At 70.2% G+C, this 24,047-nt stretch carries 21 protein-coding genes; 12 read left to right on the top strand and 9 right to left on the bottom strand.

Annotated features, from left to right (window positions below; translation table 11 throughout):
- Positions 1 to 213 precede the first annotated feature (213 nt).
- The 3 genes from R6U01_RS15055 to R6U01_RS15045 are packed head-to-tail and all read left to right on the top strand — an operon-like array spanning position 214 to position 2,081.
- Positions 214 to 825, top strand: a complete 612-nt coding sequence (locus R6U01_RS15055; RefSeq protein WP_410287261.1) for a class I SAM-dependent methyltransferase — start codon at positions 214 to 216, stop codon at positions 823 to 825.
- Complete coding sequence (locus tag R6U01_RS15050; RefSeq protein WP_410287260.1) at positions 822 to 1,103, top strand: hypothetical protein; 282 nt, start codon at positions 822 to 824, stop codon at positions 1,101 to 1,103. Before R6U01_RS15055 ends, R6U01_RS15050 begins: the two co-directional genes overlap by 4 nt.
- Before the next feature lie 42 nt (positions 1,104 to 1,145).
- Complete coding sequence (locus R6U01_RS15045) at positions 1,146 to 2,081, top strand: ABC transporter substrate-binding protein (RefSeq protein ID WP_410287259.1); 936 nt, start codon at positions 1,146 to 1,148, stop codon at positions 2,079 to 2,081.
- A 21-nt stretch (positions 2,082 to 2,102) separates the two neighbouring features.
- Here the strand turns inward: R6U01_RS15045 and R6U01_RS15040 are convergent, their stop codons facing one another.
- Complete coding sequence (locus R6U01_RS15040; protein ID WP_410287258.1) at positions 2,103 to 2,561, bottom strand: hypothetical protein; 459 nt, start codon at positions 2,559 to 2,561, stop codon at positions 2,103 to 2,105.
- 62 nt (positions 2,562 to 2,623) lie between these two features.
- Here R6U01_RS15040 and R6U01_RS15035 point away from each other — a divergent pair, with 62 nt between their 5' ends.
- Both R6U01_RS15035 and R6U01_RS15030 read left to right on the top strand, forming a co-directional pair.
- Positions 2,624 to 3,757 carry an ABC transporter ATP-binding protein gene (locus R6U01_RS15035; RefSeq protein WP_410287257.1) on the top strand — a complete coding sequence of 378 codons (1,134 nt, stop codon included), beginning with the start codon at positions 2,624 to 2,626 and terminating at the stop codon, positions 3,755 to 3,757.
- Complete coding sequence (locus R6U01_RS15030; RefSeq protein ID WP_410287256.1) at positions 3,754 to 4,626, top strand: ABC transporter permease; 873 nt, start codon at positions 3,754 to 3,756, stop codon at positions 4,624 to 4,626. Before R6U01_RS15035 ends, R6U01_RS15030 begins: the two co-directional genes overlap by 4 nt.
- 35 nt (positions 4,627 to 4,661) lie before the next feature.
- On the opposite strand, the gene R6U01_RS15025 is transcribed toward R6U01_RS15030, so the two are convergent.
- Positions 4,662 to 5,111: an acyl-CoA thioesterase gene (locus R6U01_RS15025; protein WP_410287255.1), complete on the bottom strand. Its 450-nt coding sequence runs from the start codon at positions 5,109 to 5,111 to the stop codon at positions 4,662 to 4,664.
- A 156-nt stretch (positions 5,112 to 5,267) separates the two neighbouring features.
- Here R6U01_RS15025 and R6U01_RS15020 point away from each other — a divergent pair, with 156 nt between their 5' ends.
- The 5 genes from R6U01_RS15020 (at position 5,268) to hisH (ending at position 9,708) form a co-directional block, all read left to right on the top strand.
- Complete coding sequence (locus R6U01_RS15020; protein ID WP_410287254.1) at positions 5,268 to 5,885, top strand: uracil-DNA glycosylase family protein; 618 nt, start codon at positions 5,268 to 5,270, stop codon at positions 5,883 to 5,885.
- A 127-nt stretch (positions 5,886 to 6,012) separates the two neighbouring features.
- Entirely contained in the window at positions 6,013 to 7,080 is a 1,068-nt protein-coding gene (locus tag R6U01_RS15015; RefSeq protein WP_410287253.1) for a PhnD/SsuA/transferrin family substrate-binding protein, read from the top strand.
- 27 nt (positions 7,081 to 7,107) lie between these two features.
- Positions 7,108 to 7,932: a phosphonate ABC transporter ATP-binding protein gene (locus tag R6U01_RS15010; protein WP_410287252.1), complete on the top strand. Its 825-nt coding sequence runs from the start codon at positions 7,108 to 7,110 to the stop codon at positions 7,930 to 7,932.
- Positions 7,929 to 8,897, top strand: a complete 969-nt coding sequence (gene phnE / locus R6U01_RS15005; protein WP_410287251.1) for a phosphonate ABC transporter, permease protein PhnE — start codon at positions 7,929 to 7,931, stop codon at positions 8,895 to 8,897. Before R6U01_RS15010 ends, phnE begins: the two co-directional genes overlap by 4 nt.
- A gap of 97 nt (positions 8,898 to 8,994) precedes the next feature.
- Positions 8,995 to 9,708, top strand: coding sequence for an imidazole glycerol phosphate synthase subunit HisH (hisH, locus tag R6U01_RS15000; protein WP_410287250.1), 714 nt, complete (start codon positions 8,995 to 8,997; stop codon positions 9,706 to 9,708).
- A 36-nt stretch (positions 9,709 to 9,744) separates the two neighbouring features.
- Here the strand turns inward: hisH and R6U01_RS14995 are convergent, their stop codons facing one another.
- The 4 genes from R6U01_RS14995 to R6U01_RS14980 all read right to left on the bottom strand — a co-directional run bounded on the left by R6U01_RS14995 (position 9,745) and on the right by R6U01_RS14980 (position 13,162).
- Positions 9,745 to 10,758 (bottom strand): aldo/keto reductase, encoded by a 1,014-nt coding sequence (locus tag R6U01_RS14995; RefSeq protein WP_410287249.1) that lies wholly within the window; start codon positions 10,756 to 10,758, stop codon positions 9,745 to 9,747.
- 95 nt (positions 10,759 to 10,853) lie between these two features.
- Complete coding sequence (locus R6U01_RS14990) at positions 10,854 to 12,350, bottom strand: glycerate kinase (RefSeq protein ID WP_410287248.1); 1,497 nt, start codon at positions 12,348 to 12,350, stop codon at positions 10,854 to 10,856.
- Positions 12,351 to 12,381: 31 nt separating this feature from the next.
- On the bottom strand, positions 12,382 to 12,975 hold the full coding sequence (locus R6U01_RS14985) for a DUF99 family protein (RefSeq protein ID WP_410287247.1): 594 nt from the start codon (positions 12,973 to 12,975) through the stop codon (positions 12,382 to 12,384).
- A 4-nt stretch (positions 12,976 to 12,979) separates the two neighbouring features.
- Positions 12,980 to 13,162: a DUF5786 family protein gene (locus R6U01_RS14980; protein ID WP_094522147.1), complete on the bottom strand. Its 183-nt coding sequence runs from the start codon at positions 13,160 to 13,162 to the stop codon at positions 12,980 to 12,982.
- A gap of 134 nt (positions 13,163 to 13,296) precedes the next feature.
- On the opposite strand from R6U01_RS14980, the gene R6U01_RS14975 reads away from it, so the two are divergent.
- Both R6U01_RS14975 and R6U01_RS14970 read left to right on the top strand, forming a co-directional pair.
- Positions 13,297 to 13,938 carry an MBL fold metallo-hydrolase gene (locus R6U01_RS14975; RefSeq protein ID WP_410287246.1) on the top strand — a complete coding sequence of 214 codons (642 nt, stop codon included), beginning with the start codon at positions 13,297 to 13,299 and terminating at the stop codon, positions 13,936 to 13,938.
- Positions 13,939 to 14,486: 548 nt separating this feature from the next.
- Entirely contained in the window at positions 14,487 to 16,349 is a 1,863-nt protein-coding gene (locus R6U01_RS14970; protein ID WP_410287245.1) for a PQQ-binding-like beta-propeller repeat protein, read from the top strand.
- 93 nt (positions 16,350 to 16,442) lie between these two features.
- Here the strand turns inward: R6U01_RS14970 and R6U01_RS14965 are convergent, their stop codons facing one another.
- From R6U01_RS14965 to leuS, 3 genes are all read right to left on the bottom strand, one after another.
- Positions 16,443 to 19,361 (bottom strand): DEAD/DEAH box helicase, encoded by a 2,919-nt coding sequence (locus R6U01_RS14965; RefSeq protein WP_410287244.1) that lies wholly within the window; start codon positions 19,359 to 19,361, stop codon positions 16,443 to 16,445.
- Positions 19,362 to 19,753: 392 nt separating this feature from the next.
- Positions 19,754 to 21,172 (bottom strand): kynureninase, encoded by a 1,419-nt coding sequence (gene kynU / locus R6U01_RS14960; protein WP_410287243.1) that lies wholly within the window; start codon positions 21,170 to 21,172, stop codon positions 19,754 to 19,756.
- Between the two features lie 73 nt (positions 21,173 to 21,245).
- Positions 21,246 to 24,002, bottom strand: a complete 2,757-nt coding sequence (gene leuS, locus R6U01_RS14955) for a leucine--tRNA ligase (RefSeq protein WP_410287242.1) — start codon at positions 24,000 to 24,002, stop codon at positions 21,246 to 21,248.
- Between the last annotated feature and the right edge of the window lie 45 nt (positions 24,003 to 24,047).

Genomic DNA, 24,047 nt, shown 5'->3' with positions numbered 1-24,047 from the left:
GACATCACAGTCATTCATGATAAAAGCTAACCTTCGAGCAACAGACATCTCACGTCGAGGCGAGCCCTCGTCGCGGCGGTCGGAGCGACGCGGCTGCCGTCGCCGTCGCGACCGTTCCCTTCGGTCGTCACGCCGCGAACGGCAGCCGTACGAGTGTCAGAACAGCGATACACCTGCCCGAGAAGTCATGTCGATCGGGCCCCACTTCCCTGTATGGACCGCAACGAGGTGCGTCGGGCGTGGGACGACGTGGCGGCGACGTACGCCGCCCGTCGCGACCCGGACGGCTCCGACGCGGCGCTTATCGACGACCTGCTCGCCGAGCTTCCGCCCGACCCGCGCGTCCTCGACGTCGGCTGCGGCGACGGCGCTCGGACGCTCGCGAACCTCCCGGCCGGCAGCGTGGGGCTCGACGTCTCGCGGCGCGGGCTCGACCTCGCGCGCGAGACCGTCCCCGAGGCTCGGCTCGTCCACGGCGAGATGTCCGCGCTCCCCTTCGGCGCCGACCGGTTCGACGGGATCACGGCGTACCACGCGGTGTTTCACGTCGAGCGCGAGCGACACCCCGCCGTCTACGCGGAGTTCGCGCGCGTCCTCCGACCGGGCGGTCGGCTCCTGATGACCCTGCCGGGCGGCCGGTTCGAGACGGTGCGCCGCGGCTGGATGGGCGGTCGCATGTTCTTTTCGGCGCCCGGCCGCGACCGCACCCTCGCGCAGCTCCGCGAGGCGGGGTTCACCGACGTCGAGACGACGACCGCGACCGATCCGCTCGGGAGCAGCACCGAGTTCGCGTTCGCGACGCTCGGCGGAACCCGATCGGCGTGACCGGCGACGCCGACCGGGCAGACGACGTGCCTCACGACGTCCGCGCGGCCCTCTCGCAGCTCCTCGACCGCGCCGGACGGGCCGCCGAGGCGGGCGACGCGGAGACCGCGGCCGCGCTCCTCGACACGGCCGCCACCGTCGCCGCCAACAAGCTCTCGCCGGGCGACCGCCGCGACCGGATCCGACGCGGCTGCGAGGCGGCGCGCGCGGCCCTCCCTGACGGCGCCCTCGCGGCCGCCTACGCCGACGCGGCCGCGGCCCGACTCTCGACCGGGTGAGCCCGACCGAGCCCTTTTGCCTCCGGCGCGCCACAGTTGCGCATGCGCGTCGCAACGCTGCTCCCCTCCGCCACGGAGACGCTGTTCGCGCTCGGCGTCGAGCCGGTCGGCGTCTCGCACAGCTGCGACCACCCGCCCGCCGCCCGTGACCTGCCGACGCTCACGAGCACGGTCGTCGACCACGCGGACCGGTCGGCGAGCGAGATCGACGCGCAGATGCGGTCGGTCGACGGCGCCGTCTACGACCTCGACGTCGACCGGCTCGCCGCGCTGGAGCCGGACCTCGTCGTCACCCAGGCGACGTGCGACGTCTGCGCGGTCGACGCGGGCGCGGTTCACGAGGCCGTCGCCTCGCTCGACCCCGCGCCCGAGGTGCTGACGCTCGACCCCCACTCGTTCGGCGACGTCCTCGACGACGTGACCCGGCTCGGCGAGGCGGTCGACCGCCCCGACGCCGCCGCGGCGCTCACCGACCGACTCACGGCCCGCGTCGAGCGCGTTCGAGAGCGGGCGGTCGCCGACGTGGGCCGCCCCCGAACCGCCGTCCTCGACTGGACCGACCCGCCGATCCGGGCGGGCCACTGGGTCCGCGACATGGTGGAGACGGCGGGCGGCGACCCGTCCTTCCAACCCGACGGCGCCTCCGAGCCGGTGGCGTGGGGCGACGTCCGCGCGTACGACCCCGAGGTCCTGGTGGTCGCCCCCTGCGGGTTCGAGCGCGACCGCGCCGTCGAGGCGGTGGCCGACCTCGCCGGTCGTCCCGGCTGGCGGGACATCGCAGCGATCGCGGACGACAGGGTGTACGCCCTCGACGGCAACGCGCTGTTCAACCGGCCGAGCCACCGGCTCGTCGACTCGCTCGAGGCGCTGTTCGCCTGTCTCCATCCCGACGACGCCGCGACGTCGCCCTCCGCCGACGACCGGATCGCGCGCGTCGACGACGCCGCGGTCCGGTCCGTCCGCGCCGACGGCGGGTGAGCCGCCACTCCCACCGCCCGTTCAGGGCTCCGCTCGGTCACGGAGCGCCGAGAGCGTGGCCGCCGCCCGAAGGTCGTCGACGGTGCAGTACCAGGCGCCCCGCACGCCGTTCAAGTCGTTCTCGACCGGCGAGTCGAGCGGGATCAGGTCCTCGAACTCGAAGACGACGACGACGCGCTCTGCGGAGACGGGGTCTATCAGCGCCGCCCAGTCGCCCTCGTCCATCGGACCGGGTTCGCCCCGAGTCTGTTCGACCCGGTCGACGACCCGCGCGTAGTGGGTGATCGCCGACACCGGCGCGGTCCGGTAGAAGGCCACGTAGTCGAACGCCGCGCGGGTGCGGTCGTACGACCGCGGCGCCGGGTAGAACCCCTCGCGGCACCGCTCGAAGGTGTCGGGTCGGGTCGCGACGACGCAGACCCGCGCGTCCCCGGGCGCGTCGTCGGCCGGTGCGTCCGCGGCGAATCGGTCGAGGTCCATCGCGTAGGGCGCGGTAGCCGCCGGACGCGGATATATCCGCGCTCGGCACGTACGGGCCTCCGATGGTACGCAGCGCGGCGAGCGAACGCGACGGTCCCCGCGAGCGCGACGACGCGTCGTTCGACGGCGTTCCGCCTGGTGACTCCCGCGACGATCCGACGGACACCTCCCCGCCGGCGCTCGCGATCGAGGGCGTCTCGAAGCGGTTCGGGTCCGGCGAGGCGTCCGTGCTCGCGGTCGACGACGTTAGCCTCACGGTCGAGCGCGGCTCGATCGTCGGGCTGCTCGGCCCGAACGGTGCCGGCAAGACGACCCTCATCAAGTGCGCGCTCGGGATCGTCCTCCCCGACGCCGGCTCGGTCCGGGTGTTCGGGACGGACGTTGGCGACGGCCGCCGGGCGGCGTACGCCGACGTCGACGCGATGCTGGAGGGCGCGCGCAACGACTACTGGCGGCTCACCGTCCGGGAGAACCTGCGGTACTTCGCGACGATCGCCGGCGTCGACCCGAACTCGGTGCGGGCCCGCCACGACCGGCTGCTCGACAGGCTCGAACTGACCGAGAAGGCCGACACGCCGGTCCGGGACCTCTCGCGGGGGATGAAACAGAAGGTGTCGCTGGCGAGCGTGCTCGCCGGCGGCGCGGAGCTCGTCTTCCTCGACGAGCCGGCGCTGGGCCTCGACGTCGAGAGCTCCCGGACGCTCCGCCGGGAGCTCCGCCGGCTCGCCCGCGAGGAGGGGCTCACCATCGTCCTCAGCAGCCACGACATGGGCGTCATCGAGGACGTCTGCGACCGCGTGGTGATGATGGCGAACGGGCGGATCGTCGCCGACGACACCGTCTCGGCCCTCCTCTCGGGGACCGAGCGCGACGTCGTCCGGGTCGTCAGCGCCGACATCGACGACGCGGTCGTCGCGACGCTCCGGGAGCGGTTCGACGTGCGGGCGGTCGAGCCCGGTCCCGGTTCGGCCGGACGCGACGGCGGGTCGACCGCCGTCGAGGTCGTAGCCGCGGGCGACGCCCTGTACGACCTGACGGACGCGCTCCGCGAGGCGGGGGTCACGGTGGAGGGCATCGAGACGGTCCGCCCCGAGCTGGAGGACGTGTTCGTCGACCTCACCGGCGTGGAGCCGGGCGGGAGCGGGACGGTCGGAGGCGGTCGACCGGAGGCGGAACCGCGGGGGCGGTCGTCGTGAGCCGCGACGGCTCGGCCGCCTCCGGCGCCGAGCGCTCCCCGGCATCGGCCGCCGCTGACCCCGCTGACCCCGCCGACCCCACCGACGAGCCGCGTCCGGCCACGTACTACCACCTCGCGCGGGCCGTCCTCTACCGCGAGTACCTGATCTTCGTCCGGTATCCGGCGAACGCGGTCGGGGGGATCGTCGTCGCGCTGTTCTTCTTCGGCGTGCTCTTCTACGGCGGGCGGCTGCTGGCCGGGCAGGCGCTGACGGACTCGCTGTCCGGGATCGTCGTCGGCTACTTCCTCTGGACGCTGTCGGTCGGCGCGTACTCGTCGGTGTCGAACGACATCGGCAGCGAGGTGCAGTGGGGGACCTTAGAGCGGCACATCACCACGCCGTTCGGGTTCGCGCCGGTCGCCCTCTTCAAAGGAGTCGCGAAGGTGATCCGGACGTTCCTCACGAGCGCGGTCGTGCTGGCCGTGATGCTGCTTCTCACCGGGACCCGGCTCAGCCTCGACCCGCTCACCGTCGTCCCCGTCGCGGGGCTCGCGATCACCTCGGTGCTCGGGCTCGGCTTCGCGGCCGGCGGCGTGACGGTGCTGTACAAGCGGATCGGCAACTGGCTGAACCTGCTGCAGTTCGGGTTCGTCGCGCTGATCTCGGCGCCGGTCCTCGACGCCCCGTGGACCCGGTTCCTCCCCCTGGCCCACGGGAGCGCGATGCTCCAGCGGGCGATGGTCGACGGCGTCCGGCTGTGGGAGTTCGGGCTCGCCGACCTCGCGCTCCTCGTCGGCGTCGCCGTCGGCTACCTCCTCGGCGGATACGTCGTCTTCCACTACGCGACGCGGCGTGCGCGCCGGCTCGGCGTGCTCGGGGACTACTGAGTCGCGGCGGGTCGCGCGAGTCCGTCAGCCTCCCCTCACCGACCGTCGTCGGGCTCGGCAGCGAGCGCGGCGTCGCGCAGCTCCCGGCAGCGGCCGCCGGCGACCTCGAGCGCCGGCACCGGGGTCGGGGTCCCGTCGGCGTCGACGGCGACGAACACGAAGTACGACTCCGTCGTCAGCTCGCGCTCGCCCGTGCGCGGCGACTCGCGGTACGCGCGGATCCGGGTCCGGAGGCTCGTTCGCCCGACCGCGTACACGTACGACTCGATGATGCAGGTGTCGCCCTGCGGCACCGGTCGCTTGAAGTCGAGCCCGTTGATCTTGGCCGTGACGCACGTCTCGCCGGCGGCGCGCATCGCCGACATCGCGCCGACCTCGTCCATCCACTTGACGACGTTGCCCCCGTGGGCGGACTCGTAGTTGTTCGTGTGGGTCGGTTGGACCCGCTGGCGGTTCTCGATGTACGTGTCGCTGACCGAAGGCATGGCGGATCCAGACGCCTGGCGGGGAAAGGGGCGTCGGCGAGGCGGGGCGGCAGGGCGTCGGCGAGGCAGGGCGGCAGGGGGTCGGCGAGGCGGGGCGGACGGACCCGACGAGGCGGGGCGGACGGACTTATATCGCCGCGGTCCGGATCGAAACGCATGACCGAGAACGGGGACGCGCTCGACGCCGACCTCCGAGTGTCGTCCTGTGAGCGCTGTCCGGCGCTGGTCGAGTCGCGGAGCCAGATCGTCAACGGCGTCGGCCCGACGGACGCCGACCTGCTGTTCGTCGGCGAGGGACCGGGCGCGAGCGAGGACGAACAGGGGGAGCCGTTCGTCGGGCGGTCGGGCGACGTGCTCGACGAGGCGCTGCGGGACGCCGGCCTCGCGCGGGCGGACGTCCGGATCACCAACTGCGTGCGGTGCCGACCGCCGGAGAACCGCGACCCGACGACCGGGGAGCTGGCGAACTGCCGCGGGTACCTCGACGCCGAGATCGACCGGCTGGCTCCCGAACTCATCGTGACGCTGGGGAAGGTGCCGAGCCAGCACCTGCTCGACCGGTCGGTGGCGATCACGTCGGAGTCGGGCGACGTGCTCGACGCCCGGATCGCGGGCGCGTCGCGTCGCGTGCTCCTCTCCGTCCACCCGGCGGCGACGCTGTACGACCGGAGCCAGCGCGACGGCTTCTTCGAGACCATCGCTCGGGCGGCCGAGCTGAGCGGTGCCGGCGGTGCCGAGGGGGGGAGCGGGCAGTCGCGGCTCGGCGAGTACTGATCTCCCTCGATTCGGTCTCCGAAGGTGCTTCGATCGAACGATCCCGGCCGGAGAATCGAACGTATCGGCGGTCTCTATATAGCGAACATAGAAAACCATTAGTCGCGCCAGTCAGACACTCTTTTGTATGTCCGACAACAGGTGGTCGGCGAATCGACGAACGTTTGTCAAGACAGCGGGTGCCGGCGGTGTCGTCGCGCTCGCGGGGTGTTCCGGCGGCGACGGTTCGGACGGGAGCGACGGCTCGGACGGGAGCGACGGCTCCGATAACGAGTCCGACGGCGGCACGACCGGTGAGACGGACGACGTGCCCTCCGCACAGTTCATCCTGAACCCCGCCGAGGCCGACGTGGAGATCGAAGAGCAGTACCAGCCGATGTTCGAGTACCTCGAGTCCGAGGTCGAGGTCGAGGTCGAGTCCGATCGCGCCGCGAGCTACACCGCGACGCTTCAGGCGATGCGGAACGAGCAGGGCGAGATCGCGGACATTTCCCCGTCGGCGGTCATCGCCGGCGAGGACATCCTCGACGTCGTCGGGGTGCGGATCGCGTACGGCGCGTCGCAGTACTTCTCGACGGTCACGACGACGCCCGACAGCGGCATCGAGTCGCTCACCGACCTCGAAGGCGAGCTGATCTACTTAGGGGACATCCTCTCCGTCTCCGGGACGCTCGTTCCCCTCACGATCCTGAAAGACGCCGACCTCGACATCGGGAACGCGCCCGACGGCGACGCCGCCGACTTCGACGCGGAGTACTCCGATCACACCACGGCGCGCGAACAGATGGTCGAGCGCGACGACGTGATGGCCGCGACGACCGGCGCGTTCTCGTCCGCGCCGTACGTCCCGCAGGAGCAGTTCGAGGAGATGTCCGAGGACTTCGTCGACATTTCGGCGGAGTACGAGGGCGCCGGCGACGAGATCGAGTCGTCGGGCACCGAGCTCGAGCTGCTCGCGGTGTCCGACCCGATCCCGCGCGCGCCTCTCGCGACGCGGTCCGGCTGGGACGACCCCGTCAAAGCCGAGATCGAAGAGGCCATTCTGAACGTGACCGAGGACGACCTCAGTCACGGTGACGACTACGACGGAGAGCCGCTCTGGTTCACCGGCGTTGAGGAGGGGAGCATCGAGGACTACGAGCCGATCCGGAAGGTGCTCGAGGAGCTCGGCCTCGAGTTCGAAGACCTTTCGTAACCACCTCACAACCCCTCTTCACACCTAATGAGTCGTATCACAGTCGACGGAGTCACGAAGCGATTCGGCGACACCGTCGCGCTTGACGACGTCTCGTTCGAGGTCCCACAGGGCGAGTTCGTCATCGTGCTCGGCGTCTCCGGCTCCGGGAAGTCGACGCTGCTCCGGTGTATGAACGCGCTCGAGACCCCGACCGAGGGGGAGATCCGCGTCGGCGACGAGCCCGTCACCAGCCCCCGCGACGACATCGCGATGATCTTCCAGCAACACAATATCATCGACCAGATGACCGCGTACTCAAACGCGCTCACCGGGTCGCTCAACCGGAACACCTTCGTCGACTCCCTGCTCCAGCGTCAGGGCGAGGCGGACAAGCTCCAGGCGCTAGAGGCGCTCGACACCGTTGGACTGCTCGACAAGGCCCAGCAGAGCGCAAAGCGCATGTCCGGCGGGCAACAACAGCGCGTCGGCATCGCCCGGGCGCTGGTGCAGGACCCCACGATTCTGCTGGCCGACGAGCCGGTGGCGAGCCTCGACCCGGGCTCCTCCCAGCAGGTGATGGGCTACCTCCGGACGGCCGCGCGCAAGCGCGACCTGACGGCCGTCATCAGCCTCCACCAGGTGAACCTCGCCCGGAAGTTCGGCGAGCGGTTCATCGGGCTCCGAGACGGGCGGAAGGTGTTCGACGGCTACCGAGACGAGTTCGACATGGGCGTGATCGACGAGATCTACGGCGACATCGACACGGAGGGCATGTTCGCGCCCGACGCCGATCGGGACGTCGACGCCGGGGACACCTCGATCGACGACGCGTCGTCGAAGCGGGTCTCCGGCGGGGGGATGGGACAGTGAGCTACGACGACGCCGTCCGCGAGCGCTACGAGTCGATCGTCCTCGCTCGCCGCGTCAAGGCGCTCGTGATGGGGACCGGGCTGCTCGTGCTCGTCGGGGTGTTCTACTACGCGCTCGTCTCTATCGGGTTCTTCGAGGCGAACCTCCCGAACTACCTGCCGAACTTCCTCAACGCGCTCCGCGACTTCTTCCCGTTCCTCGCGCCCTCGTTCCCCTTCGTCGACCCGAGCGGGTTCCTCGACTACTGGGCGTTCATCGAGGAGCGAAACCTGATCTGGGGCGGGATCGGCGGCGACACGCCGCTCCTCGGCGAGGCCGGCATCACGCTCGCGATGGGCTTCGCCGGCACCGTCATGGGGTTCCCGCTCGCGCTGCTGTTCGGAATCTTGGGTTCCGGCCGCGTGACGCCGTTCCCCTTCAACTTCATCTTCCGCGGACTCATGTCGTCCATCCGCGCTATCCCGGCGCTCGTCTGGGGTCTCATCTACGTCCCCCTCGGCGGGATCGGTCCCGTCACCGCGACGCTCGCGATCGCGACGGACACGATCGGTAACCTCGGTCGGCTGTTCACCGACGAGCTCGAGGAGATCGAGGACGGCCCGATCGAGGCGATGGAGACGACCGGCGCGAACAAGCCGCAGACGATCACCTTCGGGATGCTCTCGCAGGTGACGACCCCGTTCATCGCGTGGACGCTGTACATCTTCGAGATCAACGTCCGGATCGCCGTCTCGCTCGGGATCATCGGCGGCGGCGGGCTCGGGAACGTGCTCTCCGTCCAGCAGGGGCTGTTCGCGTTCACGAACATGATGGCGACGATCCTCGTCATCCTCGTGTTGATCATCTCCGTCGAGATCTTTTCCCAGCGGATCCGCTCTGTGCTCCGCGAGGGCGACGAGGCGCAGGGGATCGTGGCGCTGCTGTTGGGATTCCCGCAACGCATGGCCGAGGCGGCGCTGAAGTGAGGCGCGCGGGTCCTCCGCGTTCGTCGCCGGTCCGAGGGGAGCCGCGCTCGACCGCCGCAAGGGAAACCGACTTTTCCGTGCCCCTCCCAGTAGCGGTATGAGCACCTTCGAGCCGCCCGCGGAGACGCTGGCGGACGTCGTTCTGGTCGACTACGGGCTCGGAAACCTCCGGTCGGCGACCCGCGGGTTGGAGCGTGCGGGCGCGTCGGTCGAGATCACCGACGACCCCGAGGCGTTCGCGGCCGCCGACGGCGTCGTCCTCCCGGGCGTCGGCGCGTTCCGCGAGGGGATGGAGAACGCCGGGCCGCTGCGCGAGGCGCTGACCGACCACGCCGACGCGGGCCGTCCCCTGTTCGGCATCTGTCTCGGGATGCAGATGCTCCTCACCTCCAGCGAGGAGGCCGACCACGAGGGGGAGGGAGAGGTGACCGGCCTCGACCTGGTCCCCGGCACCAACGTCCGATTCGACGTCGACCGCAAGGTCCCGCACATGGGGTGGAACGAGCTCGAGGTCGAGCGCGACCACCCGCTCGTCACCGGTGTCGACGGAGCGGGGTCGGAGACCCCGCAGGCAGACGGCCCCGCGGGCGGGTCCGTCGACGGCGAGTACGCGTACTTCGTCCACTCGTACTACGCCGCGCCGGACGACCCGCACGCGATCGTCGCCACCGCCGACTACGGAATTGAGTTCCCCGCGGTCGTCGCCAACGACGCGGGCAACGTGTTCGGCACCCAGTTCCACCCCGAGAAGAGCGGCGAGACGGGGCTCAGAATCCTCCGGAACTTCGTCGAGTACTGCGCGCAGCGGTAGCGTCCGAGCACGGACGACGGCGACTGATCCCGAGCCTTAGAGCCCGTCGTACGGACCGGGCTTCGCGGCGGTGAGCCGCTCGACCTGCTCGGTCGAGAGTTCGATCGACGCGGACGCGAGGTTCTCCGCGAGCTGGTCGACGGTGCGGGCGCCGACGATTGGCGCGGTGACGCCGTCGCGGTGGGCGAGCCACGCGAGCGCGGTCTGGGCGGGCGAGGCGTCCACCTCGTCGGCGACGGCGTCGAGCTCGTCGTGGACGTCGAAGTTCTCTTCGGTGAGGTACGCCTCCTGGAAGCGGGTCGACTCGGCGGCCTTCGACTCCTCCGGGAGGTCCTCGTCGCGGTCGTACTTCCCGGTCAGGAAGCCCTGCCCGAGCGGGCTCCACGGGGCGACGGCGAGGTCCCGCTGGCGGGCGAACTCGAGGTAGTCTCCCTCGATTTCGCGGTCCACGAGGTTGTAGCGCGGCTGGAGCACGCTGAACGGCTCCCACCCCTCGCTCCGGGCGATCGCGTTGGCGCGGGCGACCTTCCAGGCGTTCGGGCGCAGCGTCGACGCGCCGAGGTAGTGGACCTTGCCGGACTCGACGAGCCCGTCGAGAGTCTTCAGCAGCTCGCGGGCCGGCGTCTCGTCGTCCCAGCGGTGGATGTAGAGGACGTCGATGTAGTCCGTGTCGAGCCGGTCGAGGAGGGCGTCGACGCGGTGGCGGACGTTCTTTCGGTTCGTCCCGCGGCTGTTCGGGTCGCCGTCGCGGATCTGCCAGTACACCTTCGAGGCGACCGTGTAGCGCTCGCGGTCGCGCTCGGCGAGCCAGTCGCCGATCCAGCGCTCGCAGTCGCCGCCCCCGTACACGTCGGCGGTGTCGACGTACCGGCCGCCGGCGGCCTCGTAGGCGTCGAGCAGCTCGTGGGCGCGGGGCTCGTCGATCTCAACGTTCCCCGCCTCGGTCACGCGGCCGAACCGCCACGTGCCGAACTGGAGTTCGCTCGTCCGGAGCCCGGTCCGGCCGAGCGGGACGGTACCGAGGTCGATATCGTCGATTTCGGGGGTCATCGTCCCGACGTTCTCGGGCTCGCCGCAAAAGCGTACAGCAACCAAATGCGACGCGTGAACGCCCCACACGCTTTGGCGAGCGGTCCGGGGTCCGACTACGCCTCGTCGGCCGTTTCGACCACGATCACGCGCAGGTCGTTGACGTTCGTCCCCGTCGGTCCGGTGCGGAGCAGCGCGTCCGCCTCGTCGAGCAGCGGGTAGGCGTCGTGTCGGTCGAGGGCGTCGCGGGCGGCGTCGGGGTCGAGCGTCGTCGCGTCCGCCATCCCGCCCGCGGCGTCGGTCGGGCCGTCGATCCCGTCGGTGTCGGCGCTCGCGACGACGATCCGGGCTGCGTCTCCGCTCTCCTCCCCCGCCCCGTCTCCCCCGCCGAGCGGCCCCTCCGCCAGCGCGAGGCCCGCGCTCGCCGCGAACTCCGCGTTCGGCCCGCCCGTCCCGTCCGCGTCGCCGAGCGTCACGGTCGTCTCTCCGCCCGAGAGCAGGACGGCGGGCGGTTCGGCGGGCGACCCACGAATCACGCACTCCTCGGCGACGGCGGCGTGGGTGGTCCCGGCCTCCCGGGCCTCGCCCCTGACGCCGGCGGCGAGCACCAGCGGCTCGTACCCCCGCTCGGCGGCGGATCCAGCGGCGGCGTCGAGCGCGGTCCGCCCGTTGCCGACGACGAACGCCCGCGCGCGGTCGAACGCCCGATCGCCCGCGGTCGGCGTCTCCGCGTGCTCGCCCGCCGCGCCCGCCCGGAGGCGTTCGCGCACGGAGTCCGGGGCGTCGAGGTCGTAGCGGTCCAACACCGCCAGCGCGTCGTCGTAGGTGGACGGGTCCGGAACGGTCGGGCCGCTCGCGATCGTGTCGAGCGGGTCGCCGATCACGTCGCTGACCGCGAGCGTGACGAGGGTCGCGGGCGCCGTCGCGCGCGCGAGGCGGCCGCCCTTGACCGCCGAGCAGTGCTTGCGGACCGCGTTGATCTCGTCGATCGACGCGCCGCAGGCGAGCAGCGCCTCGGTCAGGTCTCGGAGGTCGTCGGGGGTGATCGGCTCGGCCGGCGCCGCGAGGAGCGCGCTCCCGCCGCCGGTGATCGCGGCGAGCACGAGGTCGTCCGGACCGGCGCGCTCGGCCAGATCGAGGACGCGCCGCGCGCTCTCGACGCCGCGGTCGCTCGGCACCGGGTGGTCGCCGGGGAGCACCTCGACTCCCGCCGTCGACGGTCGCTCCGCCGGGTCTTCGGTGACGACGACGCCGTCGTCGACGTCGCGGTCGCCGTCTTCGAGCACGCGGGCGAGCGCGGCGGCAACTTCGGCGGACGCCTTGCCCGCGCCGAGCAGGAGCACCCGGTCGTAGTCGGCGAGGTCGTACTCGCCGACCGCGTCGGCGCTCCCGGCTCCGCTCCCGGTCTCTCCCTCTATCCGGAGGACCCCGTCGCGCACCGAGACGGCGTCGGGGATCAGTCGGTCGGGTCGTGCGGCCGCGATCCCGGCCGCGAGGCAGTCGAGGGCGACGCCGTGAGCCGGCGTTCGGACGAGCCGCCCGCGGTCGCGGAACGTCACGTCGGGCGTGCGGTCGTCTGCGGCGTCGTCGTCCGGCGAGTCGTCGTCGCTCATGCGGAGGCGGTCGGCCGCGGGCGACATATATTCACGGGCAACTCCGTTCGCGCCCCTCCCTCTCTTCGGTCGCCTCGCGGTGCGCGCTCGCCGCGATCGCGGCGATCCGGAGGGGCTCGGGCCGTCGGAACCCCTCTCGGACGAGGTCGCGGACGGCGGCGGCCGCGCGGTCGTCGTCGATCCCGACCGCACGGACGAAGAGCGGTTCAGACCGATCGTCCTCGGGCTCGACCCGCAGGCGGGGCGGAAGCGAGCCGTAGACGTCGAGCCGACGGTCGAGCTCGTCGCCGTCGAACGCCTCGCGGAGCGCGGGTTCGAGCCCGGGGCTCGGCTCGTAGCTCACGGCGTAGACGGGTCGGTCGAGGGTCTCGTGAAGCCGACTGAGGTCGAGGAGGTTGAACCACGCGGGGGCGATCCCGGCGCAGGCGACGTGGCGGACGTCCTCGCGGCCGAGCGCGTCGAAGAGGGCGATCGCGGCGTCGGTGGCGTCCGTGCCGCCGACGGTACAGCGCCCGAAGGCGAGGCCGTCGAGGGTCCCATCGGCCCTGACGACGGCGCCGGCCAGGCGGCTGGTTCGGTCGCCGTCGGAGAAGGCGATCCCGAGCGTCCGACTCGGCGCGGTCACCCGATCAGTTCTCTTCGGACTTGATCTCCTGGAGCCGGTCGAGAAGCTCGTCGTTGGAGGCGCCGGGCTCGTAGTCGACGGAGCCCTCGTGTACCTCTTCGGCCGCTCGGACTCCGTCCTCGTCGTCGAAATCCGCGTCCAGGTCCTGGTTCTCCTGTTCGGATTCGTCGTAGCTTCCGAAGCCCATATGTGTGTGATACTAACAGGGCGCGACTGATAAATCCCCGGCCGCGATCGGGGGGCGACGGTCTCGCCCCGACCGCTGCGTGCCGCGTCGTCGCGGCGTACACGTTTTTAGGTCGCGACCGCCCTCGTGTGGGTATGGAGCCGATCACCGTCACCGCCGACGCGGAGGAGTTCACCTGCAACGCGTACCTCGTGCCCGGCGAGGCGCCGACGCTGGTCGACGCCGGAACGATGCCGGGCGTCGACGACGTCATCGCCGACGCGCTCGACGACGCCGGCCTCGACGAGTTGGACCGCGTCGTGTTGACCCACCAGCACCACGACCACGTCGGCGAGCTCGACGCGGTGCTCGACCGGTTCGACGCCACGCTGTACGCGAACGCCTCGCACCCGCGACGCGACGTCGCGATCGGCGACGGCGACGAGATCCTCGTCGGCGACGAGCCCTGCGAGGTCGTCGAGACGCCCGGGCACGCCGACGACCACGTCGCCCTGATGGGCGACGAGCGGCTCTACTCGGGCGACGTGGTCGTCTACAACGACGGCGCCTTCGACGACGGATCCTTCGGCCGCACCGACATGGCGGGGCAGTCGCGCGAGGCGCTGATCGAGAGCCTCCACGCGATCCTCGACCGACTCCCGGACACCGTCGTGGCGATGTACCCCGGTCACGGCGACGTCTACCGCGTAAGCGACGGTCCCGACACGGTCCGCGAGGTCATCGAGCGGGCGACCGAGCGCGCCGAGCGCCGCGAGCCGAAGTACCCGGACGAGTAGCGAGCGATTCGGGCGGGGGGCGTCTACGACTGTTTGTCACTGACGTGCGTAGGGGTTTACCTGTTACAGCTCTCGCACAACTCGCCGAACCACGTACCGGAAACTCGAAATGACGCTCGGCAGCCTGACGGGTTCGGCCGGGTAGGTACTTTCCGTCTTCCCCGTCTGAACACCTCTTTGACCGGGTTCTAGGTCGGAAAGCAGCCGTTCCTCAGTCGCTACAATATTGACCTCTAGGTTATCATTAATTAATTGACCTGATCGACTAATCTCGGCCAAAAACGATTGTGGGCAATTTGACATTATATTACTAATTAGGGGCCACGCGAGGCCGTGTGTATGCACACGCGCATACCGCCCGGAGAGACACGGGTCGGACCGGTTGCCCACGCGTCTCAGTTGGTGCAGGTTCTCGAGTTGGTATCGTGGCAGCTCGACTCGAGTACGGAGGTTGAGACGAGTGGACCGTCGGTTGACGAACTGCCGCGGAGGAGACGGCAGTCCGACGATCTGGAATCGATCACCGGCCTGCCAGCGGGGATTCGATAATGACGGAATATCCCATTCGGCGCCGGGACGTGCTGAAAACGACGGGAGCGGGACTAGCGGGGCTAGCCGGGCTTTCACAAACGGCGACCGCAGCTGAAGGCGAGGTGCTCTGGCAGTTCGACGCGGGAGACATAATCGAATCCTCCCCGACTGTTGTCAACGATACCGTCTTTTTCGGGGACGGGAACAATCGCGATGCGAAATTGTACGCGCTGGACGCGGCCACCGGCGACGAGCGATGGCTCATCAAAACCACGAGGGCGGTGGCGACGTCCCCGAACGTGGTCGACGAGACACTGTACGTCACAATCGGCGACGGCGAGCAAGAAACGGCCGATCAAACCGTGTTCGCAATAGAAGCGGCTACCGGCCAAGTGGAGTGGAGCGACCTACAATCCTTTTTTGCGCTGTCGTCGCCAACGGTGGTCGATGATATCGTCTACGTCGCCTTGGAGGACGTCATGTACGCGTTGGATGCGGCCTCCGGCGACGTACGGTGGGGCTTCGGAGGCTTCGAGATATCCTCCTCACCGACAGTAGTCGACGGCACCGTCTTTTTTGGCGACACACAACCGATTACTCCGAAACTGTACGCACTGGACGCGGAGACGGGCGACGAAGAGTGGAGCGTCGGTATCGGTCAGATCTTCTCGTCTCCGACCGTGGTGGACGGGATCGTCTTCGTGGGGAGCGATGACGACAACGTGTACGCGCTGGACGCGGCAACCGGCGAGGAAGAGTGGACCTACTCAACGGGAGAGCAGATCACTTCATCCCCGACGGTGTCAGACGGGACGGTCTTCGTGGGGAGCGATGACAGCAACGTGTACGCGTTGGACGCGAAAACCGGCGAGGAACGGTGGCGCTTCGAAACCGAAGACGAGGTGGGTTCGTCTCCGACCGTGGCGGACGGGACGGTCTTCGTGGGGAGCGATGACAACAACGTGTACGCGCTGGACGCAGCGACCGGCGACGAACGGTGGCGCTTCGAGACCGGAAACGTCGTCGTCTCGTCACCGACGGTAGTCGACGGCGTCCTGTTCGTCGGGAGTTACGACGGGCACCTGTACGCGATCGACGCGGGCGTGGACGGATCGAGCGAGGACTCTCGCGTGAACCTCGGCACGCTCGGACACCACCACGTCTTCGCGGAACGCGGGCCGACCAGACCGGGCATCTCTGAACGATTGGAACTAACAACGTCGTTCACGTTCGAGCCGGCGTCTCCCGAGGTCGGCGAGCCGGTCACGTTCCAGGCTTCGCCCACGGAGGGTGATTCCATAGAGTACCGCTGGGACTTCACCAATGACGGCGAGACCGACGCAACTGGCGAATCGGCCGAGTTCGTGTTCGAGGAGCCGGGCGAAACCTCGGTGTCCCTGACTGCCGTCGGTCCGGACAGGAGCATCACGGGAGGTGAAACCGTCACCGTCACCGAGTCGGAAGACGAGGAAGAACTCGTCTACTGGCAGGTCGACTTCAGTGAGGGCGAAGAACCCCCGACACCACCGTCTTACTGGCCGAACGACGTGATGGCGGGGCTCGGGAACTCCGAAGACGGTGTCCGGGAGAATCCCTCGCTCCGCAGGCAGGAATCCGACGGACAACTCGGTGACATCGACATCGTGGATAACGAATTCACGTTCGATGACGAGGAGAATCCGACCGAAGTCACCGTCGAATTTGAGGTTGAAGAAGGCGCTGACGCCCGTGACTTGCACCTCGCAGCGTTTACGCTTCAAGGTTCGTTTGAGAAAGACGAGATCGACGAACAGGAACTGTTCGAGGCCACTAGCGGGGCTTACGAGGGAGACGAAACGGGAGAACTGACGATCCCGATACCTCAGGAGGCCGACGACTGATCACGATTACTCTCTGAGGATTTCAACAGCGCCAACGATTGATCTCGCCGTCGTTCACGTCTGACTAATTGACCGTCGTACCCGATTCCCGATCTAGTCCCAGAACGACTGCGTCCGCGCGTACTCGCGCTCCTGTCGGAGCACGTCGCGGTAGAACTCGTCTTCGTCCTCGCGCAGCTTGTTGATGATCCGCGCGGCGTTGTGCGGTCCCACCCCGCGCGCCGCCAGCGCGATCACGGCGCGCTTCCCGTGCGTCTGGACGAGGCTCGCGGCGCGGTGGGCGCGCCGGGTGCGCCGCTCCTGCTCCTCGTCCTTCTCGCTCGTCCGGACCGCCGCGACCGTCTCGTCGTCCCACGGGTTCAGCGCGGCGACGCGCGTCGAGCCGCAGTCGGGACACTCCGGCTGGTCTCGGACGCGCCGGACCGTCGTCGTGCGCTTCCAGTCGGCACAGTGGAGACAGAACAGGATGACGCGGTCGTTCCGGATGCGCTCGCGGACCGTCTCGATCACGTCGGCGTCGGCGTTCTCCGGGACGAGGAACTCGGTCCCCGCGGACCGCCCGGCCGTGCCGAGCGGGGTGCGCTCGCGGGCGATGGCGAGCTCGACCGGCCTGTCCTGCATGTCCCCCAGCAGCTCGGCGGTCTCCGCGACCGCGAGGTCGGCGTGGAACACCTCGCGGAGCGCCTCGTCGTAGACGGGCGTCCCCTCCAACGCCGCGAGCAGGCGGTCGCCGCCGAACCGCCCCCGCCCCTCGCGGTAGCGCTTGACGGCGCCGAACTTCGCGGCGACCTGCGCCAGCGTGAACTTGAGCGCGTCGGAGTTCTTTAAGGCGAGTTCGAGGTACGCCGCCAGCCGATCGGGGTCGGTCGTCTCCAGCACCTCGCGGAACGCGCCGGGACCGACGCCGCCGGGCACCTCGAACTCGATCCGGTACGGGTCGACGTCCATCCCGACCGACGACCCCGCGCGCTGGCCGACGAGCGCCGCGAGCAGCCGCGCGAGCGTCTCGTTGACCTCGTGCCCGAAGGCGGCGTTGACCGCGACGGTACGGGCGCTCCCCTCGATCACGACCCGGCGGTCCGTCGGCACCGGGTGGCCGGCGTCGACGTGGTCGGCGACGGGTCGCAGGGCGGCCGCGATCGTCTCCTCGTCGGCCGGGTACCGCTCGGCGAGGTCGGCCGCGACCGCCTCGGGGGTCGAGCCGGCCTCCAGCGCCGCGGCGGCCTCGCCGCGGATCCGGCCGACCTCCTCGGCGACGGGCTCGGGGACCGGGATCTCCTGGCCGATCCACGAGGGCACCTCGCCTGCGGGGTCGGCGATCGGCGTGACGTTCACGCGCTCCTCCTCCTCGTCGACCTCGGTGATCCGCCACATCTCGCCGCGCTGGATGAACGTCTCGCCCGGCCCGGCGAAGTTGACGACGAACCGCTCGTCGAGGGTGCCGATCTGCCGCCGCGAGGACATGTCGTACACTTGGTAGGTGGACTCGTCGGGGATCATCGAGAGGTTCGCGTAGAAGTACTGCCACGTGCCCCCCGACTTCTCGAGGGTGTCCGACTCCTCGTCGAGCCACAGCAGCCGGTTGCCGTCGAGCTCGCGGACGATCTCCTGGAACTGCGGCTCCGAGAGGTCCCGGAACGGGTAGGCGCTCGTGACGATCTCGTACGCGGCTCGGGCGTGCACGTCGCCCTCGTCCATCACGACCCCGACGATCTGGTTCGCGACGGTGTCGAGGCTCCCGTGGTGGATCGCGGCCGGCTCCACCAGCTCGGCGTCGGCGCGCCGCGCGATCGCGAGTGCCTCGAGGGTGTCGTCGCCGCCCTGCGTCACGACGGTCCCCTCAGAGACCAGATCGCGGCGGTGACCCGCGCGCCCGACGCGCTGGAGCAGCCGGGCGACCTCGCGCGGGCTCCCGTACTGGACCACGTGGTCGACGCGGCCCACGTCGATGCCGAGCTCCATCGAGGAGGTGCAGACGAGCCCGTCGATCTCGCCCGATTTGAACCGATCCTCGACGTCGATCCGGACGTCCTTCGAGAGCGAGCCGTGGTGGACCTCGATCTCGGTGGGATCGGCGGCGTTCTCGTCCTTCCCCTCCCGTTCCGCGAGCGTCTTGAACCGCGAGCCGAGCGCCTCCGCGGTCTGACGCGTGTTGACGAAGATCAGGGTCGACTCGTGGTCGGCGACGATCCCGCGGACCGTTCGGACGTGGCTCGCCGTCGTCTCGTCGACCGCCAGCTCGCCGGCGAGGGTCGCGTCGCGGTCCGTGATCGGCGGGTCGAGCACCCGCACGTCCGTCCGCGTCCCGGCCGCGACCTCGACGATCTCGAACTCGCGGTCGCCCTCGCGGGTCGGGTCGCGCTTTCCCGACCCGACGAGGAACTTCCCGACCTCCTCGGGGGTCCCCACGGTCGCGGAGAGCCCGATCCGCTGGAACGGCCCCGCCACACGCCGGAGGCGTTCGAGCCCGACCGTCAGCTGGGCGCCGCGCTTCGCGGAGGCCAGCTCGTGGACCTCGTCGACCACGACGTGTTCGACGTCCTCTAGGGCGAGCCGCATCTTCGAGCCCGTCAGGATCGCCTGGAGGCTCTCCGGCGTCGTGATCAACACGTCCGGCGGGTCGTCGGCCTGTTTGCTCCGCTCGTACCGGGTGGTGTCGCCGTGGCGCACCGCGACCTCGACGCCGAGGCGGTCGCCCCACCACTCCAGCCGGTCCATCATGTCGCGGTTGAGCGCGCGGAGGGGCGTGATGTAGAGCGCGGAGAGCCCCTCGCGGGGCTGGTCGCCGGGCGAGTTCCGGGCGTCGACGATCGCGTCGAAGACGGGGAGCATCGCCGTCTCCGTCTTTCCGGTCCCCGTCGGGGCGAGCACGAGGGCGTTCTTCCCGGCCGCGAGCGGCGGGATCGCCTCGCGTTGGGGTTCCGTGGGGGTGGAAAAGCCCTGCTCGGAGAGGGCCGCACGGACCTCGCTCCCGAGGTGCGCGAACGCGTCCATGCCCGACGGTTCCGCCATTATCTGATCGTCGGACGTTGGGCGCTCGGGCGATTAAGCCCGTCGTTGTACGAGGTTTGTTTATATATGGTCCTAACCCCATCTCTCGTCACTGATCGGCGATCGGTGGTGACTATCTCCAAAGCCCCAGCGGCCCTCGGCTCCCGCGTCTCGCTGCGGTCCTCAGTCGCTCGCTTCGCTCGCTCCTTTCTGTCCTTGCGTCGCCGAGGTTCGCCGAGGGCCGCTGCCCCTTTGAGTCCCGCCCCGCACAGCACCGCAGCCTCACACCTCCCCAGCCTCGTCGCTGGCGCGGAACGCGCCAGCGACTCCCTCGCGCGGCGCTCCTCGTGGCCTATCGGCCACTCGGAGGCGCACGCCCCCGCTCATCTATTTATAAACAATCGCCGCTACGCCTACGTAACGCCGCCCTCGTTCGTCGCGTACGCCTCGTGCGCGCCGCTGTCGAGGATCGCCTCGATCTCGTCGACCACCTCGAGGACGTCGGCGAAGGAGGTGTAGGGCGCGGCCGGGCAGACGCGGACGACGTTCGGCGGCCGGAAGTCGACGACCACCCCGCGGTCTCTCAGGGCCGCGCTCAATCGCTCCGCGTCGGGGTGTTCGAGGGCGACGTGGCCGCCGCGGGCCGCGTGCTCGCGGGGCGTGCCGACCGAAATCTCGGGGAGGCGGTCGTCGACGAGCGCGATCAGGTAGTCGGTGAGCGCGAGCGACTTCCTCCGAACGCGCCGGATCCCCGCCTGCCGCAGAAGTTCGATCGAGCCCTCCAGGGGCGCGGCCGCCAGCAGCGGCGGCGTCCCGATCTGCCACGCGCCCGCCGAGTCGGCGGGAGTGTACGTCGTGTTCATCTCGAACTGCGTCGCCTTCTCGTGGCCCCACCACCCGGCGAGCGCGGGCGTGAGCCCGTGGTGGCGCTCGGCGACGAACAGCGCGCCGACGGAGCCGGGCCCGGCGTTGAGGTACTTGTACGTGCACCACACCGCGAAGTCGACGCCGGCCGCGCCGAACTCGTGCGGGACCGCCCCGGCGGAGTGGGCCGCGTCGAACCCGGCGTACGCGCCCGCCTCGTGGGCGGCCGCGGCGATCCGCGCGACGTCGAACAGCTGGCCGGAGCGGTACAGCGCGGTCGGCATCCACACGATCCCGACGTCGTCGTGCGCGTCGAGCGCGGCCTCGATATCGCGCGGGTCGATCGTCCGCCCGTCGCGGCTCTCGACGACGCGCAGCTTCTCGTCCGGATCGATCCCGCGCTGGCGGAGCTGCGCGCGGACCGCGTAGTGATCGGAGGGGAAGTCGAGCTCGTTGACGAGGACGGCGGGGTCGACCGCGGGGTCCCACCTCCCGTCCGCCGCCGCGCTCCCCGCTCGCTCCGGGCCGTTGCCGGCCAGCAGCTCGTCGAGGAAGGTACCGATCAGGGTGTGGAGGTTCACCGTGATCGAGTTGCCGACGACGACCTCCGCGGGGTCCGCGCCGACGAGGGGCGCGAGCGCGTCGCCGAGCCGCTCGCCGACCGAGAACCACGGCGGGTCGGCGTCGGTCCACCCGCCGATCAGCCGCTCGCGCCACTCCTCGACGACGCGGTCGAGGCTCGCGAGGGCGGCGTCGCTCGCCGGACCGAGCGAGTTGCCGTCCATGTATAAGACCCCCTCGGGAACGTGATACCGGTCGGCGAACGCGGAGAGCGGGTCGGCGTCGTCGAGGCGGGCGGCGAGGACGGCCGGGTCGGAATCGACGGAGTCGCGCGCGTCGCCGTCGCCCGTGCCGGCCAGCCCGTCGCCGTCGAGGGCGTCGCGGGCGGGGGCGTAGGGGTCGTCCATACGCGATCGGGTGTCGCCGCCGACTAATCGCTTCCGGGCCGCCGAGGCCGATTTAAACATGAGCGCCGGGCCGCTACTCGACGATGTCGATCGCGGGACGGCCCGGCTCGGCCTTCCCGACCACCGCGTCGTCGGCGTCCGCGGCGCGCTCGACGCGGACCGGGGCGTCGAACTCGCGCTCGATCAGCCACGCGGCCGCCCGCAGGGCGTCGTACTCGTCGTCGCCCGACAGGGTCTCCCGGAGCGCCTCGCGGTTCGCCTGGAGGTCCTGTCCGTACGAGGCGGCGTCGTCGCCCTGCTCGCGGATGTGGCTCTCTTGCATCAGCTCCGAGATGAGGTTGTCCGCGTCGCTGTCGATCGCGATCTCCAGCGCGTCGTACTTCCAGTCGGGCGCGACGACGACGTCGATCCGCTCGGGGTCCTCGATGCCGGCGACGTCGACGATGTCGCGCACGTCCTCGCGGGTGTTCGCCACCAGCCGGCGGCGCTTCTCGACCGTCTCGCGGTCGACGGTCGCGGTCGGCCAGTCGGCCTCGACGACGAACCCGTCGCGACCCAGCGCCGCCCACAGCTCCTCGGCGAGGTGCGGGACGACCGGCGCGAGCAGCCGCACGACCACGCCGAGCCCGCGCTCGTACGTCTCGGGGTCCGGGTCGGCGTGCTCGCGGTAGCTCCGCAGCGTCCCCACGAGGTCCTGCGCCTCGCGGAGCGCGACGTTGAACGTCAGGTCGTCGTACTCCGCGCCCGCGATGGCGACGGCGGCGTCGACCTCGTCGGCGACGTAGTCGTCGATCGTGTCCCGGTCGGCCGCGTCGCGGTCGTCCGCGTCGTCTCCGGTCCCGTCGCCGCCGTCGCTCGTCCCGCCGTCGCCCGCGGCGTGATCCTCGACGAGGTCGCTCAGTCGGGAGAGGAACCGGTGGGTCGACCTGACGCCCTCCTCGGACCAGTCGAAGTCGCGTTCGGGCTGGGCGGCCTGCATCATGAACAGGCGGGCCGTGTCCGCGCCGTACTCGTCGACGATCCGCTGGGGCGAGACGACGTTCCCCTTCGACTTGGACATCTTCTCGCCCGCCAGCTGGACCATCCCCTGCGCCAGCAGGTTCGTGAACGGCTCGCGGTGCTCGAGCCCCTCCTCGTCGGCCAGCACCTTGGTGAAAAAGCGGGAGTACAGCAGGTGCATCACGGCGTGTTCGATGCCGCCGACGTACTGATCGACGGGCATCCAGTCGTTCGCGCGGTCGAGATCGAAGGGAGCGTCGTCGAGGTCGGGCGAGACGTAGCGCAGGAAGTACCACGAGGAGTCGACGAACGTGTCCATCGTGTCCGTCTCGCGGGTCGCGGGCTCGCCGCACTCCGGACAGGTCGTCTCCTTCCACTCCTCGGCGGCGTCCAGCGGGTTCCCCGTGGTGTTGATGAACTCGGGCAGCTCGACGGGCAGCTCCTCGTTCGGGACCATCACCGGTCCGCAGTCGTCGCAGTGGACGACAGGGATCGGGGTGCCCCAGTAGCGCTGACGGGAGATCCCCCAGTCTCGCAGCTGGTACTGGGTGCTCTCCGCCGCGCTCTCGATGTCCTCGGTGAGCCGCTCGCGGGCCGTCTCGCTGTCGAGGCCGCTGTACTCCCCGGAGTCGATGAGCACGCCGTCGTCGGTGAACGCCTCCTCGCTCACGTCCGGCGCGTCCGGGACCGACTCGCCGTCCCAGTCGTCGGGCTCCGGCGCGACGACCGGTCGGATCTCGACGCCCATCTTCGTCGCGAACGCGTGGTCGCGCTCGTCGTGCGCGGGCACCGCCATCAGCGCGCCCGTCCCCACGTCCGAGAGGACGAAGTCGGCGACGAAGACGGGGATCTCCTCGCCCGTGGCCGGGTTCGTGGCGGTCAGGCCGGTCTCGACGCCGTTCGGCTCGTCGCCCTCGGGGTCGGCCTCGTGGTGGACGAACTCGTGGACCGCGTCGTCCTCGGCGGCCAGCTCCTCGCTGATCGGGTGGTCCGGCGCGAGCGCGAAGAACGTCGCGCCGTAGACGGTGTCGACGCGGGTCGTGAACGCCTCGACGGGGCCGTACTCCCGCGGCTCGGTCCCCTCGCCGCGTCCGTTCGAGGCGCTTCGCGCCTCGCTGACCTCGAAATCCAGCGTCGTCCCGTACTGCCGGCCGATCCAGTTGCGCTGCATCTGGCGCACCGAGTTGGGCCATCCCTCCAGGTCGTCAATGGCCTCCAGCAGCTCGTCGGCGTACTCGGTGATCTCGAGGAACCACTGGTCCAGCTCGCGGGCCTCGACGGGGGTGTCACAGCGCCAGCACAACTCGGCGTCGCCCTCGACCTGCTCGTCGGCGAGGACGGTCTCACAGGAGGGACACCAGTTCACCTCGGCGTCGCGGCGCTCGACCAGGCCCGCGTCGTGAAAGCGGGTGAACAGCCACTGGTTCCACTTGTAGTACTCGGGGGTGCAGGTGGTGATCTCGCGGTCCCAGTCGTAGCCGAACCCCATCGACCGCATCTGCCCTCTCATCGTGTCGATGCAGTCGAACGTCCAGTCGCGGGGGTTGGTGTCGCGCTCCTTCGCGGCGTTCTCGGCCGGGAGCCCGAACGCGTCCCACCCCATCGGGTGGAGCACGTCGTCGCCGCGCATCCGACGATATCGGGCGTACGCGTCCGTGATGGTGTAGTTGCGGACGTGACCCATGTGGAGCTTCCCCGACGGATACGGGTACATCCCCAGCACGTACGTCGGGTCGTCGGCCTCGTCCGGCGTGTGATACACGGAGGCGTCGTCCCACGCCTCCTGCCACCGCTTCTCGACCGCAGTGTGGTCGTAACCCTCCTGAGACATCTGCTTATATACTCGTGGTCGGGTCGGCGTCGTATAGCTTTCCAT

Source organism: Halorubrum sp. (genome assembly GCF_046498025.1).
Classification (GTDB): domain Archaea; phylum Halobacteriota; class Halobacteria; order Halobacteriales; family Haloferacaceae; genus Halorubrum.
This window is presented reverse-complemented; position numbering and strand designations above follow the sequence as displayed.

What these genes read in the sequence shown, in the direction of transcription:
- R6U01_RS15055 (WP_410287261.1), top strand. Translation starts at nt 214, where the DNA reads ATGGACCGCAACGAGGTGCGTCGGGCGTGGGACGACGTGGCGGCGACG.
- R6U01_RS15010 (WP_410287252.1), top strand. Translation starts at nt 7,108, where the DNA reads ATGAGTCGTATCACAGTCGACGGAGTCACGAAGCGATTCGGCGACACC.
- R6U01_RS15045 (WP_410287259.1), top strand. Translation starts at nt 1,146, where the DNA reads ATGCGCGTCGCAACGCTGCTCCCCTCCGCCACGGAGACGCTGTTCGCG.
- R6U01_RS14975 (WP_410287246.1), top strand. Translation starts at nt 13,297, where the DNA reads ATGGAGCCGATCACCGTCACCGCCGACGCGGAGGAGTTCACCTGCAAC.
- R6U01_RS14990 (WP_410287248.1), bottom strand. Translation starts at nt 12,350, where the DNA reads ATGAGCGACGACGACTCGCCGGACGACGACGCCGCAGACGACCGCACG.
- leuS (WP_410287242.1), bottom strand. Translation starts at nt 24,002, where the DNA reads ATGTCTCAGGAGGGTTACGACCACACTGCGGTCGAGAAGCGGTGGCAG.
- R6U01_RS15040 (WP_410287258.1), bottom strand. Translation starts at nt 2,561, where the DNA reads ATGGACCTCGACCGATTCGCCGCGGACGCACCGGCCGACGACGCGCCC.
- R6U01_RS14995 (WP_410287249.1), bottom strand. Translation starts at nt 10,758, where the DNA reads ATGACCCCCGAAATCGACGATATCGACCTCGGTACCGTCCCGCTCGGC.
- kynU (WP_410287243.1), bottom strand. Translation starts at nt 21,172, where the DNA reads ATGGACGACCCCTACGCCCCCGCCCGCGACGCCCTCGACGGCGACGGG.
- R6U01_RS14980 (WP_094522147.1), bottom strand. Translation starts at nt 13,162, where the DNA reads ATGGGCTTCGGAAGCTACGACGAATCCGAACAGGAGAACCAGGACCTG.
- R6U01_RS14965 (WP_410287244.1), bottom strand. Translation starts at nt 19,361, where the DNA reads ATGGCGGAACCGTCGGGCATGGACGCGTTCGCGCACCTCGGGAGCGAG.
- R6U01_RS15035 (WP_410287257.1), top strand. Translation starts at nt 2,624, where the DNA reads ATGGTACGCAGCGCGGCGAGCGAACGCGACGGTCCCCGCGAGCGCGAC.
- R6U01_RS15025 (WP_410287255.1), bottom strand. Translation starts at nt 5,111, where the DNA reads ATGCCTTCGGTCAGCGACACGTACATCGAGAACCGCCAGCGGGTCCAA.
- hisH (WP_410287250.1), top strand. Translation starts at nt 8,995, where the DNA reads ATGAGCACCTTCGAGCCGCCCGCGGAGACGCTGGCGGACGTCGTTCTG.
- R6U01_RS15015 (WP_410287253.1), top strand. Translation starts at nt 6,013, where the DNA reads ATGTCCGACAACAGGTGGTCGGCGAATCGACGAACGTTTGTCAAGACA.
- R6U01_RS15020 (WP_410287254.1), top strand. Translation starts at nt 5,268, where the DNA reads ATGACCGAGAACGGGGACGCGCTCGACGCCGACCTCCGAGTGTCGTCC.
- R6U01_RS14970 (WP_410287245.1), top strand. Translation starts at nt 14,487, where the DNA reads ATGACGGAATATCCCATTCGGCGCCGGGACGTGCTGAAAACGACGGGA.